We start from the raw sequence: 13,076 nt of genomic DNA, 5'->3' as shown, positions 1-13,076 counted from the left end.
CGGGCTCCGACGCATGTCATGGGCCCCGCCGCGACGGTTACTCGGGAACGTCGATGCCCACGACGTACAGTTCTTGCTCCGGGTCTTCGCCCCAGAGCGTCGCGTCCATCAGCGGTTCGTGCTCGATCCGCTCGAGTCCGTGATCCGCGAGAAAATCGACCAGTTCGCCGGGCGGCCGACCGCGGTACAGCGGCAGGTCGTCGTGGATCTCTCGATACTCGTCCCACGGCTCCGGGAAGTCCCAGTGACCCTCGAGGAGGACGATCCGACCCCCGGGTCTGACGACCCGTCGCCACTCCCGAATCGCCCTCGAAGGGTTCGGCAACGTCCAGATGAGGTGGCGCGCCGTCACCACGTCGTAGGCGTCGTCGGGAACCGGGAGCGCCTCGGCGTCGCCGAGACCGAAGTCGATCGACAACCCCGCTTCCCGGGCCTTCGCTCGGGCGCGCTCGAGCATCTCGGGCGTGAGATCGACGCCCGAGACGTTGTGGCCCAACTCGGCCAGCAGCAGCGAGATCGTCCCCGTTCCGCAGCCGAGGTCGAGCGCGCGGCGGGGCGGGTCGCCTGTCCATTGTCGGAGCACCGCCAGCCACGCCTCGCGCTGTTCGTCGGCGCGGACGCCGGAGATTCCGTCGTCGTCGTACGAGTCGGCGCGGCCGTTCCAGTACCGCCGGACGACCTCTTTGACGTCCTCGTCGCCGTTCGACGAGCGCGTCACGACTGGGCGCTCTCTCTCGTCTCTCTTCCCTCGTCTCCGTCAGCGGGCCGAACCCGCTCGAGGAACGAGACGAGCGCATTGACGGCCGTCTCGAACACCCGTTCTCCCTGTTCGGGAGAGGCGTCCGTCGCGTCGCCGACCGCGCCGTTCCCGCTGAACGCGTCGGTGAACTGGTGGACGACCCCGCCGTCGACCGTATCCGCCCACGTCGCCGCGTCGCCGGCGACCGGGTCGCCGACGTCGTCGGGACGCAGGTGGAGCAACACGGCCGTCTCGAGTTCGCCCGCGTGACCGACGTGCTCGTCGACGGCACGCATCCACTCCCACAGGTACGCCTCGCAGTCGATCTCGTCTGCCGCGGTCATCTCGCGGGCGAGGTGGGATAGCGTCTCGCCGTTGCCGCCGTGGCCGTTGACGAAGACGACCGTCTCGACGCTCGAGTCGGCGATCGACTCGACGACGTCGCGGACGTAGCGCCGGAACGTCTCCGCGGAGACGGAGCACGTCCCCGGAAAGTTACCGTGGTAGGGGGCGATTCCGACCGAAATCGTCGGGCCGACGATCGACTCGGCGTCGCTCGCTCGGTCGGCCGCGTTGGCGATCGCTCGAGCGACGAACGTATCGGTTCCGACGGGGGCGTGCGGGCCGTGTTGTTCCGTGCTGCCGACGGGGAGCAGCGCGGTCGTCGGTGACGCCTCGTCCACGTCGGTCCAGGAACTCGTCTCGAGTCGCATGCTCGGTCGCTACTCGCGGTCGCGCATAAGAAATATCGATCTTCGGACGGAACCGGCGGGAGGGCTCGAGCGATATCGGAAGTGGGGACCGGAGAGATCAGGCGTCGCTCGTTACTCGTTGACCAGCAGGAGCTTCCCGACGAAGTCGCCGGACTCAGCGCGCCGGTGGGCCTCGGCGACGTCGTCGAACGAATAGCGGTCGTCGATGTGGGGTTCGACGGCGCCGTCGTCGACGAGCTCGGCGATCTCTGCGAGTTCCTCACCGATGCGCTCCTGTCGGTCGCCGAGCAGCACCGGGAGGATGACCAGCACGACGCCCAACTCGAGGGAGTTCTCGTGCATGGGCGCGAGGTCGACGTCCTGGGCCGCGCTCGACTCGGTCGTCACGACGGAACCGTAGGGTCGGACCGCCTCGAAGGCCGTCTCGAGGTGGTCGTCGCCGATCGGGTCGAAGACGACGTCGAAGCCCATCCCGTCGGCGTGTTCCGCGACGTACTCCTCGACGTCCGTCTCGGTGTAGTCGACGGTCGCGTCGGCGCCGAGCCGTTCGGCGAGTTCGCGCTTTTCCTCGCTCGAGCCGGTCGCGGTGACTTCGGCGCCGAGGTGGTCGGCGATCTGGACGCCGACGTGACCGACGCCGCCGCTGGCGCCGTAGACGATCACGTCGTCGCCGTCAGCGACGCTTGATTTGTCGGTGAGTAGCTCCCACGCCGTGAGCGCGACGACCGGGAGGGCCGCGGCGTCGGAAAGCGGCAGCGACTCGGGCGCGCGGGCGAACGTCCCCACGTTGCCGACGACGTAGTCGGCGAGCGCGCCCTGCCGGCCGGCGCCGCCGGGCATGCCGTAGACCTCGTCGCCGGCCTCGAAGGCGTCGACATCCTCGCCGACCGCGTCGACGACACCCGCGACGTCGCAGTGGAGCCGCGCCGGGAGCTCCGGTGCGAAGTCCGGGATCGCCCCCTGCCGGATCTTGTAGTCGACCGGGTTGACGCTGCTCGCGACGACCTCGACGCGGATCTCGTCCGGTCCGGGCTCGGGGACGTCGACGGTCGTTCGCTCGAAGGCGTCCGGCTCGCCGAACTCCTCGATCACGTAGGCGGTCATCTCCGAAGACATAGCGCTCGCCCCTTGGGTCGTCCGCCGGGAATACGCGACGCTTGCGGCAATCGAAAGCGGGTGCCGCTCGCGCTCGTGCGCTCCCGGCTAGCGGTCTCGGGCCCGCTCGCGGTCTCGATCTCGCTCGAGCGGGTCGGGTTCAGTTGCTTCGTCTGCTGCCTCGCTGACGGCTGCAGCGTCCGCCATCGGTTCGTCGGCCGTCGTCTCGGTCGGCGCCTCGGCGCCGATTGCGTCGTCCGGGAGCTCGTCGACGGCCACGAGTCGCTCGAGTCGGCGCTCGAACTCCGCGTCGTCGATCTCTCCCGCCGCGTAGCGGCGTTTCAGTTCCTCGAGCGGATCCGAATCGGCGGCGGGTTCGCCGGTACGCGTTGCGTCCGTCGGCCCGTCGTCCTCGAGCAACAGCGCGACTTCGTCGCCCCAGAACAGCAGGATCGGCGTCAGCACGAACCAGCCAACGATCGTGATCACGCCGGCGAGCGCCTCGAGGCCGGCGAGTCCGGCGAGGCTCGTGAGCGCGAGCGTCAGGATCGCTACGAACAGCCATCCATCGTAGGCGATGGCGTCTCTGATCCTCTCGTCCATCTCTCCCTCGTTGTTCTCAACGGAGCTACAAAAAATCCCGCGGCGCTGGACGTCGGTCGATCGGAGAACGGAGTGGAAGGCGATCCTGCGGTGGCGCGCGCTGTCCTGCGATGAACGACCGTGAATCGGAGGATGAACTCACGCGAGGGATGAGTGACTAGTGCGGGACCTTCGGTCCCGCATACCATGCGAACGGGCTATCGGCCTGTGAGCAGACGAAGGGAACGAATCGGCTGGGGTGGTGGTAATTCCCTGTTGCCAGCACGAGCAGAACGCTAGTTTCGTCAGTGTACTACCCCTGTTGCTGGCAACGAGGAGAGCCACTCCCTCCCCAGCCGATTCGCTCACTCATTTCGTTCGTTCGCTCATCCCTCGCGCGCTGTCATCGACCGCCCTCACTCTCGTTCGGTCGGATCGACAGCGCGCGCCACCGTACGGCGTGTCGGTTCACGAGTCGAGGACACTCGAGTCACTCCGACTGCGAGACGAATCGTCGACTGAACCCCGTCCTCGCGGCGATCTCGTCCTACTCGAGCCCGATCCATTCGCCGCGCTCGTCGCTCTCCTCGATCGCGGCGAGGACGCGCTGGGCCTCGAGGCCGGTGTCGAAACTCGGCTCGAACTCGCCGCCGCTCTCGACGGCGCTTAAGAACTCGTAGTTCTCGTGGACGAATGTGTGCTCCCAGCCCAGTACGTGGCCCGGCGGCCACCAGTGGTCGACGTAGGGGTCGTCCTCGTCGGTCACCAGGATCGTCTCGTAGCCGCGGTTCTCGTCCCGGCGCAGCAGTTCGAGTTCGTTCAGGCGCTCGAGGGAGAACTTCAAGCTCCCCTCGGAGCCGTGGATTTCGATCACGTGGTCGTTCTTGTGCCCGGTCGCGACGCGGGAGGCCTCGAGGGTGCCCATCGCGCCGTTTTCGAACTCGAGTTGCGCGGAGTAGGCGTCGTCGACGGTGACGGATCGCGTCTCACCGTCCTCGCCCTCCACGGGACGTTCGTCCACGAACGTCCGCAGGTGACCGCTGAGCCGGTCGATATCGCCCGCGAGGTCGTCGTCGCCGACCAAGAACCGAAGCAGGTCGACCGTGTGCGCACCGAGGTCGCCCAGCGCGCCCGAGCCGGCCAGCTCCTCGTCGTTGCGCCACGACCACGGCGCTTCGGGGTCGACCAGCCAGTCCTGGAGGTAACGCCCACGGACGTGGCGGATCTCGCCGAGTTCGCCCTCCTCGAGCAACCGCTTCGCGTACTGGATCGCGGGAACGAACCGGTAGTTGAACGCGCAGCCGGCGGGCACGTCGTCGCCGGCCTCGCGGGCCGCGTCGGCCATCGACCGGGCGTCCTCGAGCGTCGGGGCGAGGGGTTTCTCGCAGAAGACCGGCGTGCCGGCCTCGAGCGCCGCGATCGAGGGCTCGGCGTGGACGTGGTTCGGACCGAGGTTGTAGAAGGCGTCGACCTCGTCGATCACGCCCGTCCAGTCGGTCGATATCTCGTCGAACCCGAGTCGGTCGGCCGCGTCCTCGAGCGCGTCCTCGTCTCGGCCGACGAGCACGCTGCGCTCGACGTCGGGCGCCTCCGGGAAGAACATTGGCAGCCGCGCCATCGCGTTCGCGTGTGCTTTACCCATGAATCGATAGCCGAGAACGCCGATCTCGAGGGTCATGGACGCCCGTTCACCGAGCCGACAGTTAGTTGTTGTCGAAGCGGGTGCCGGAGTCGCGTCCACCCGCTCGCGACGGCCGCAGCCGCGACGGTCACCGTCGCGCTGGGCCCCGTCGCGTCACCGTCGCCGTCTTCGGTGTTTGAGCCGCCGGTGGAGCGCCATCACGTCCTCGAAGTCCTCGTCGCCATCTCCGTCGATGTCGTAGCGGCCCGGCGTCGGCTCGGGGTCGGTGATGGAGGCCGTCTTCCCGACGGTCAGCGTCGCCGTCTCGCCGTCGTCCTCGTCGTCCGCGTTTACGCCCCAGTCGGTGCCGATCCAGAGTTCGTACTCGCCGGCCTCGACGACCCGTGGCCCCCATCCGGGGACGTCGCCGGGGACGACCTCGAGCGTCGAGAGGTCGAGGCCGACGGCGACGGTCTCGCACTCGCCCGGCTCGAGGGCGACCCGTTCGAAGCCCATCAGGCGACGGTGGGGCTGGAGCACGGAGCCATAGGACTCGGTGTTATAGACCTCGATGACGTGCTCGCCGGCCGTTTCGCCCGCGTTCTCGACGGTCACGTGGGCCGTCACGGCCGGTGTCGACGCGGGGTTTTTCACCGAGTCGGTCGACAGCGACAGGTCCGCGTACTTCCAGTCGGTGTAGGAGAGGCCGTGGCCGAACTCGAACTGGACCATCTGATCGCCCGCCCCGTCGGGGTGACGCGGCGGATACTCGTCGTAGATCTGTGGGACGTGCCCGACGTGGGACTCCCAGGTGAACGGGAGCTTCCCAGAGGGGTTGTAGTCGCCGAAGAGCGTGTCGACGACCGCGACGCCGGTATCGCTGCCCGGCTGGCCGGCGAAGACCACGGCGTCTAGGTGTCGGAACGTCTCCGCCGTGCCGCGCGGGCTTCCGGCGAGGATCACGCCGACGAGCGGAACGTCGTCGCCCGTCTCGGCATCGACGAGTTCGACGAGTTCCCGCTGGGCCTCGAGGAACCGCATCTTGTCCCGGTCGCCGAAGCTCTCGTTGTGCGTCCCCTCGCCGAGGACGACGACGACGGCGTCGGAGCCCGGTGCGGCCTCGCGGATCGCCGCCGCCTGCTCGTCGGTGATGTTGAAGAAGCCGTTGTCGAAGTTCTCGTAGAGGCTCTCGTAGGCGGCCGGCTCGTACTCCGTCGGCACGTGCGTGAGTCCGTCGCCGAGCCGGGCTTCCAGTTCGCCCTCGATCGTGTTCTGGCGCGGCCGCGGGCCGTCCGGGGTCAGCTCGCCGTCCTCGATCCCCTGCCAGCCGAGTGTCCAGCCGCCGTGTTGCATCAGGAACCGATTTTCCATCCCGTCGTGGACGCCGGGGCCGGTCAGCAGGAGGTCGTCGACGCCCTCGAGGGGCAGCGCGTCGTCCTCGTTTTGTAGCAGGACCAGTGACTCCTTGGCGAGTTGCTCAGAGACGTCGGCGGCGCCGCCGACGATGTCGCCGATCTCGTCCTCCGGCGCGAGGGGGTCCTCGAACAGTCCGAGATCGGCCTTGAGCGCGAGGATGCGACGGACCGACTCGTCGATGCGCCGCTCGGAGAGCTCACCGCTCTCGACGAGGTCGATCACGGTGTCGATGAACTCGGTCGGCGCCGTCTCGCCGCCGCACATGTGCATGTCGATGCCGGCCTCGATGCCCTGTCGGACCGACTCGCGCCAGCCCGCGTCGGTGTCCGGCAGGTACTCGTGGTTCGAGAGCATCCGCTCGAAGTCGTCCCAGTCGGTCAGTACCACACCGTCGAAACCGAACCGGTCGCGCAGGACCGTCGTCAGCAGCCACGGCGAAGCGTGGGCCGGCTTTCCGTTGACCGCGCCGCTGTTGACCATCACCGTCTTGGCCTCCTCGAGACCGCGCCGGTAGGACTCGAACTGTCTGGTCCGCAGGTCCCGCATCGAGGTCCGAGCGTGGGTCCGGTCGGAACCGGTGTTCGGGGAGCCGTAGCCGGCGAAGTGCTTGACCGTCGCGGCGACCCGCCCGCTCTGCTGGAAGCCTCGCGCCCGCGCTTTCCCCATCTCGCCGAGCAGCATCGCGTCCTCGCTGTGGCCCTCGAAGTAGCGACCCCAGCGCATGTCCCGCAGGACGTCCAGCGTCGGCCCGAAGGTCCAGTGGCCGCCGATCGCCGCGACGGAATCGCCCGTATGGGTCGCCGCCGCCTCGACGAGGTCGACGTCGCGCGTTGCACCCATGTTGAGTCGCTGCGGAAAGCTCGTACAGCCCTCGAGCAGGCAATTTCCGTGGAGGGCGTCACAGCCCCAGACGAACGGGATCGAGGGCTCGTTGACCTCGAGGTTGTACTCCTGGAGGCCGTTGAGCCCCTCGACGAACTCCCCACCGTCGTCGGTCGGTCCTGTGGCGCCGCCGTTGAGGATCGATCCGACGTGGAGTTCGGCGAACAGGTCGCCGAGCGTGTCCGCGTCGTCGTGATCGTTGAACGCGGTGTCGGGGTCGAACCCCTCGCCGAGGTCGTCGATCGCGACCTGGGTCATCTGGCCGACCTTCTGCTCTATGGTCATCGCCTCGAGCAGGTTCTCGATGCGCTTCGATCGCGTCCCGTCGCCGGCCGCCGCACCGGTGGCCCCGAGTCCGGCTGCGGCCGTCGCTGCACCGGTCGCCTTCATGAACGTTCGGCGCGATTCGTCGACTTCGTCACCATTGTTATCAGCTGTCATACGACCTATTCATATTACTCTATATTGTATAAATATTTCCTAGCTACACGCGAGGTAGCAGGTGGCTATGTCGCACGCGACTGCGGGTAACGATCGGGTAGCGCTTGTGTACGGAGGAGTACGCCGTACACGCCGATTCTCGGCGGTACCGTTTCCCCCGCTCGGACCGCACGCTCACCCAGGGATCGATGAACAACACAGTCCGATTCGACGACGCGAAGCGCATTCGACTGTCGGACGTCGCCGTGGAAACACGACCGCCCGACGGGATCGAATTCGCGGTGGAGGGCCATCTGAGAGTGTCAGAGGCGCTGCTCGGCGAGTTCGAGGGAACGACATTGAAGCCGGTCCGCGTGACCGTGTCGGTCGGCGACGCGGACTCCGTCGCGCTCGATCTGTCCGGGCCGGCGACGCTTCGACTCGAGACCGTCGACGTCGGCGTTGCGACGTCGGACCGGGAAGACCTCGCGGACGGAATCGACGCGCTTCGATCGTCCGCGAACGACAGTCCCGGGTCGGTCGACTCGCATCCCGACGTGCTCTCGTTCACCGTGGAGGGGGAGATCCGGGACGTGCCGTTGGAGACGATCGTGGCACTTTCGGCGAGTGTATCGAGCCTCGAGTCAGTGACGTTCGCCGTCGACGAATCGGTCCGGAGCGACGGCGGCGGTGGCGACGACGTGGTTTTCAAACTGTCCCTGCTCGGCTACGGGATCGTCGTTCGCTGGGACGGTTCGATCGTCGTAGTACCGGACAGTCGGGGTAGTCTCGATCCACTCTGATACCGATGGGATCGACCGATTCGACTGCGAGTCCGAGTCCGCTCATCGATCGCTCTAGCAGTAGTTGGTAGCACGATTTCTTTATTTAGTCTGCACTCCGGAACTGAAACGGGGCGATTCGTTAAGTACGAACGCGAATCTACTGATTCCGGGATTGGCCGGGGACTATGAGTAAGGAATAGAGCAGGACACAGAGACCGATGATCTCGCTGATTCTACTAATCAGCGGGAGGTAGAACGTATAGACTTGCGGTCGGAACCCAATCTCCTGACCGAGTGAGTTCGCGCTGATTGACAGAACCATCGGGACGACGGTGACGAGGCAAAGTCCACTTGCAAGATACAACATTCGGACACTGTTGTTCCGCCGGTATCCCCAATAGGCGTGAAAGACAATAAACAGCGCCAGTCCGGCCGCGATAAGCGTCGCCGAGAGCAGTAAAAGAAACTGGGACTGGGACTGTACACCAGTACTCTGTATCGCGGTCATCAGAGGCCCTCCCACATCTCAGTGAAGCGATCTGCGAGGTTTCCAGTTGCTCTCTCGGAGACCGTTACCTCAAACCCGTCATCGGTGAGTGTGACGGTGAGTTCGTCCAATCGAGTTTCATACATACTGTAGTGATTCCCATCGGACTGCGGAATTCGTCGTTCTGCAAGGAGTCCACAGTCAATGAGACGCTCTACACGGCGATATACCGTGGAAATCGAGATGTCGCAGGCCTCGCTAAGGTCTTTCGCGGACATCGGAGTATTCCTCGTCCGTCGAAGGATCTCCTGAGCGTAGCTGTCGTCGAGGAGAGCAAGTATCTCATCGCTGTCTGATTCATCGGTCACGAGTACCCTCTCCTGTTCGAATCGTCGTCGTCGTTCGCGATGAACGTTCAAATCGGGAATCTCCGGTGTCGCGGATAGACTCATATCGAAAACTCCAGGCACAGATCATTCATCATCAGCCGTATTGTGTTCACGAATTTTGGTAGACGCGCATGAATATCGCGGCGATTCCATATTGAACGGCTACGGTCACGAGAAACGCAATTCCACCGTCGTATTGAACCGAAACAGAGGAATGGGCGAGCTGGTAGGTTCCGATGAAAATCCCCATTGTGATGAGAGCCGCTGAGACAGTCCAGACGACGGCAGCGCCACCGGAGTACGTGATTGGCCAGTACTGCTCGTAAGCGTACGGGATGAACACCGCGAGAGCGAGTAAGAGTCCGCCGGTTTCTGATACTGAAAGCTCAATACTATACAAGGCAAGGAGGGCGAGAAGGGCCATGAGGACAGAGACGACACTGACCGTGAAGCTCTCTGTTAGATCTTCTTTGAGGCGGGTACCAATCGACGCGTCGTTGGACATACTCCCACCTATACAGGTGTATAAAAAGACACTTCTGTGAATTTGCTGAGTCAGCGAATTCTCCTCGAACCATAAGTGTAGGCCGGGAAGCGCATCGCCTGTACTTACCGTGAGTTTCGAAGGCTACTCTGAATAAAAGCCGTATTACCAACTACTGCTAGAGACCTTCCGAGGATCGTCGAGCACGGACACCACAGGGATGGTCCGCTCTATTCGTCCCAATCGATTGTCTCGGTTCGTTCCGCGTAGCGGAGGATGAACGGCCCGAGCGCTGCGCTGGTGCTCGCGACTCAGATGAGATTATCGACGCCGGATGTCGCGTTCGGAGCCGGCTCCGCGGGAACGGGGCTCGAGTGAACGATCGGATCGACTACTCGAATCCGCCGCGGTGGACGATCTCCTCGAGCGGCTTCCGGTCGCTGGGCTGTTCGCGGTCCTGCAGTTCTTCGGGGAGCGTCTCGGGCGGGGCGCGCTCGCCGATCGCGACCATCGCCTCGACCGCGTACTCCTCGGGGACGTCCAGTTCTTCGGCCGCGCGCTCGTAGTCGAAGCCGGCCATTCCGTGGACGGCCAACCCTCGGCGCGCGCCCTCGAGCGCGAGATTCTCCCAGGCCGCGCCGGTGTCGAAGGAGTGGACCGGCGCCGGTTCGCCGTTGTGATCGAACGTCGTCTTCGAGACGATGACCGCGAGCACGGCGGCGTCGCTCGCCCACGCGCGATTGTTCTCGGAGAGCAGATCGAGGAAGGCGTCCCACTCCTCGTCCTCGCGGTCGGCGACGAGGAACCGCCAGTGCTGATTGTTGAAGGCGGAGGGCGCCCAGCGGGCAGCTTCGAACAGGGGCAGGTACTCCTCCTCGTCGAGCGGGTCGCCGGTCATCGCGCGCGGCGACCAGCGGTTGACGAACAGCGGGTCGATATCGTGATCGGGATCGCGGTGTTCGGCAACTTCGTCACGCAGTTCGCGTCGGCTCTCGAGCGTATCTTGCATCGACGGTTTATTCGAACCGCCCCCATGTATATATTATCGGACACGAGGGTCACCAGGTAACACTCGTGTCGTGCTAGTGTACGTTGGTTCAACAATCTCCTGAAGAGAAATTTGTGTGTGAACTCCACCCACGAAGTATGGTCACATGCGGCTCTCGAAACCGGAACGGAGCGAAGAAAGTCGCGAGCGAAACCGCCGGCGGAGAACGAATCGTCGACGACTCACCGCGGAATCCGCGTCAGTCGTCGGCGGGCGTCGGCGTGCCGCGCTCGATGTCGATGTTGCCCTCGTCTAAGTCCGCCTCGACGTTGCGGGCGGCCTGCACCATGTTCTCCATCTTGCCGTAGGCGACCTCGCGGGGGAGCAGCTTCACGCCGCAGTCCGGCGAGACGACGAGCTGCTCCGGCGGGACGACCTCGAGGCCCTTCTTGATGTTCTCCTCGATCTGCTCGACCGATTCGACCTCGGCGACGTGCACGTCGGTGACGCCGAGCGCGAGGTCGGCAGTGAACTCGGGGTCCTTGAAGACGTCGAGCTGTTCGTAGTCGCCGTTGGCGAGCTCGAGGTCGAACTCGTCGACGGGGAACTCGAGGATCTCGGGGTAGATGCGGGAGTAGTCACCGTAACAGACGTGCAGCCCGATGCGAACGTCGTCGTCGATGTCGGCGACGATGTGCTCTAAGGCCTCGCCGACGATCGCGTGGTCGTCCGGCGTGGTCGCGAGCGCGGGCTCGTCGATCTGGATGTAGCGGGCGCCGGCGTCGACGAGCTTCTCAATCTCCTCGTTGACGAGGTCCGCGAGGGCATAGGCGAGTTCCGCGTCGTCCTCGTAGGCCTCGTTGAACGCCCAGCTCGCGAGCGTGTACGGACCCGTGATCGGGACCTTGACCGGGCGATCGGTGGCGCTGGCGGTGAACTCGTACTCGTCGACGAGCCAGCTCTCGTCGTACTCGACCTCGCTGACAACGCTGGGCTTGTCGAAGTAGTTGTGGCCCCAGACCTTGACGGGGCCGTTGAACTCGTAGCCGTCGATGCGGTGGGCGAAGAACTCGACCATCTCGTTGCGCCGCATCTCGCCGTCGACGACGACGTCTAGTCCCGCGCGCTCGTGTTCGCTCGTGATGAGGCGGGCGGCGTCGTCCTTGGCCTCCTGGTAGTCGTCCTCGTCGAACCCGTGGTCGTCGTCCTGGTAGAGCTCCTTCGCACGGTTGAGCCACTTGGGCTTGGGGTAGGAGCCGACGACGGTCGTCAGCAGGAAGTGGTCGTTCTCGTGGTTCTCGGGTCGGAACTGATCCTTGTTATCGTTCGCGCTCATGCGGCGGTCACCTCCGCGAGATCCGCGGCTTCGGCAAGGACGGCGAGCTTCTCCTGGTACTTGCTGTAGGGCAGGTAGAACGTCTCCGTGTTCGTCGTCAGGTAGACCGTCTCGAACTCGGTGACGCCGAGTTGGCCCTCGACCCATTCGGTCCGGTCGCGGATCGCTTCGGGGTCCTCGACGAGCGTGTTCTGGCCGTCGGCGAGGCCGAGCGCGACGTCGTCGGTCGCGCCGTACTCCTGGATATTGTAGAGGTTGTCGTCCTGGTTCGCGACGAAGTCGAAGCCGACCGCGTCGATGTCCGCGTCGAGCAGGTGCGCGTACACCTTCTCCTCGAGTGCGCCCCAGTAGGGCTGGACGACGACGTCGGCGTCGGTCGCGCTCGCGACCTGATCGATCGCTTCGCTCGCGCGTTCGTCCTGACCGTCCTCGGGGGCCGACTCGACCAGCGAGGGCTCGAGCAGGAACAGCGTCTCGATCCCGGGGAAGGCGTCGACCTCGCCCTCGAGGAAGTCAGCGATGGCGCCGAGGAACTCAGCCTCGTCGCCGTACTGTTCGTCGGTGGCGAGATCGGCGAGCGAGTACGGACCGGGGAGGACGGCCTGCAGGTCGCCGTCGGTCAGTTCCGCGGTCGCCTCGAGTTCCTCCGAGACGTCGCCGGAGAAGCCGAGATCGTCCTGGACGACCGGCTCCCGGTAGAAGTTGTTGTTGTCGTAGTAGCGGACGATGCCGCGGGTCTCGACGGCGTCGTGGACGGCGAGCGGGTGGGCGAGCATGTCGTCCCAGCGCAGTTGCCCCTCGACGATGCGGTCGAGGCCGGCCTCCTCCTGGACGCCGATCACTTCCTCGCGGGCCTCCTCGTAGGCCGCGGTGATCTCCTCGCCCTCGTCACCGCTGATGAGGTCGTGTTTCTGGTGGCCTTTCAGGTCCGAGAGGTCGTCTTTCGCCCAGTCCGGGAGCGGATAGAGCCCCGGCGTGGTCGAAACGTACTCAGTCATCGTGGAATCGGCTAGGCTATACCGACGCTTAATATTTTCCATCCTTGCTAATACACTGGAGTAATTCTTCCGGGTTGGCCCGTCCACCCGTCCGTTCGGATCGCGTTAGCCGTGAATAACCCACAAACCCGTCTTGGTCCG

At 65.1% G+C, this 13,076-nt stretch carries 12 protein-coding genes; 1 reads left to right on the top strand and 11 read right to left on the bottom strand.

Features of this window, described 5'->3' with window-relative positions; all coding sequences use genetic code 11:
• Positions 1–37: 37 nt before the first annotated feature.
• From EH209_RS02705 to EH209_RS02680, 6 genes are all read right to left on the bottom strand, one after another.
• The gene (locus EH209_RS02705) at positions 38–718 is read right to left on the bottom strand and encodes a class I SAM-dependent methyltransferase (protein ID WP_126661427.1); all 681 of its coding nucleotides are present in this window, start codon (positions 716–718) and stop codon (positions 38–40) included.
• Positions 715–1,452: a creatininase family protein gene (locus tag EH209_RS02700; protein ID WP_126661426.1), complete on the bottom strand. Its 738-nt coding sequence runs from the start codon at positions 1,450–1,452 to the stop codon at positions 715–717. The genes EH209_RS02705 and EH209_RS02700 overlap by 4 nt, the downstream gene beginning before the upstream one ends.
• Before the next feature lie 111 nt (positions 1,453–1,563).
• The gene (locus EH209_RS02695) at positions 1,564–2,568 is read right to left on the bottom strand and encodes a zinc-binding dehydrogenase (RefSeq protein ID WP_126661425.1); all 1,005 of its coding nucleotides are present in this window, start codon (positions 2,566–2,568) and stop codon (positions 1,564–1,566) included.
• 87 nt (positions 2,569–2,655) lie between these two features.
• Positions 2,656–3,150 carry an SHOCT domain-containing protein gene (locus EH209_RS02690; RefSeq protein WP_126661424.1) on the bottom strand — a complete coding sequence of 165 codons (495 nt, stop codon included), beginning with the start codon at positions 3,148–3,150 and terminating at the stop codon, positions 2,656–2,658.
• 526 nt (positions 3,151–3,676) lie between these two features.
• A complete protein-coding gene (locus tag EH209_RS02685) occupies positions 3,677–4,807 on the bottom strand; it encodes a Gfo/Idh/MocA family protein (RefSeq protein WP_126661423.1) in 1,131 nt (376 codons plus the stop codon).
• A gap of 117 nt (positions 4,808–4,924) precedes the next feature.
• Complete coding sequence (locus tag EH209_RS02680) at positions 4,925–7,489, bottom strand: glycoside hydrolase family 3 protein (RefSeq protein ID WP_126661422.1); 2,565 nt, start codon at positions 7,487–7,489, stop codon at positions 4,925–4,927.
• A gap of 188 nt (positions 7,490–7,677) precedes the next feature.
• Between EH209_RS02680 and EH209_RS02675 the strand changes: the two genes are divergently transcribed.
• Positions 7,678–8,271 (top strand): hypothetical protein, encoded by a 594-nt coding sequence (locus EH209_RS02675; protein WP_126661421.1) that lies wholly within the window; start codon positions 7,678–7,680, stop codon positions 8,269–8,271.
• A gap of 489 nt (positions 8,272–8,760) precedes the next feature.
• On the opposite strand, the gene EH209_RS02665 is transcribed toward EH209_RS02675, so the two are convergent.
• The 5 genes from EH209_RS02665 to EH209_RS02645 form a co-directional block, all read right to left on the bottom strand.
• Entirely contained in the window at positions 8,761–9,108 is a 348-nt protein-coding gene (locus EH209_RS02665; RefSeq protein WP_126662509.1) for a winged helix-turn-helix domain-containing protein, read from the bottom strand.
• 130 nt (positions 9,109–9,238) lie between these two features.
• The gene (locus EH209_RS02660) at positions 9,239–9,634 is read right to left on the bottom strand and encodes a hypothetical protein (RefSeq protein WP_229380122.1); all 396 of its coding nucleotides are present in this window, start codon (positions 9,632–9,634) and stop codon (positions 9,239–9,241) included.
• A gap of 370 nt (positions 9,635–10,004) precedes the next feature.
• Entirely contained in the window at positions 10,005–10,622 is a 618-nt protein-coding gene (locus tag EH209_RS02655) for a nitroreductase family protein (protein WP_008894705.1), read from the bottom strand.
• A gap of 238 nt (positions 10,623–10,860) precedes the next feature.
• Positions 10,861–11,937, bottom strand: a complete 1,077-nt coding sequence (locus tag EH209_RS02650; RefSeq protein ID WP_126661418.1) for a methionine synthase — start codon at positions 11,935–11,937, stop codon at positions 10,861–10,863.
• Positions 11,934–12,935 (bottom strand): 5-methyltetrahydropteroyltriglutamate--homocysteine methyltransferase, encoded by a 1,002-nt coding sequence (locus tag EH209_RS02645; protein WP_126661417.1) that lies wholly within the window; start codon positions 12,933–12,935, stop codon positions 11,934–11,936. The genes EH209_RS02650 and EH209_RS02645 overlap by 4 nt, the downstream gene beginning before the upstream one ends.
• Positions 12,936–13,076 lie beyond the last annotated feature (141 nt).

Source organism: Haloterrigena salifodinae (assembly GCF_003977755.1).
GTDB classification, from domain to species: Archaea; Halobacteriota; Halobacteria; order Halobacteriales; family Natrialbaceae; genus Haloterrigena; species Haloterrigena salifodinae.
This window is presented reverse-complemented; position numbering and strand designations above follow the sequence as displayed.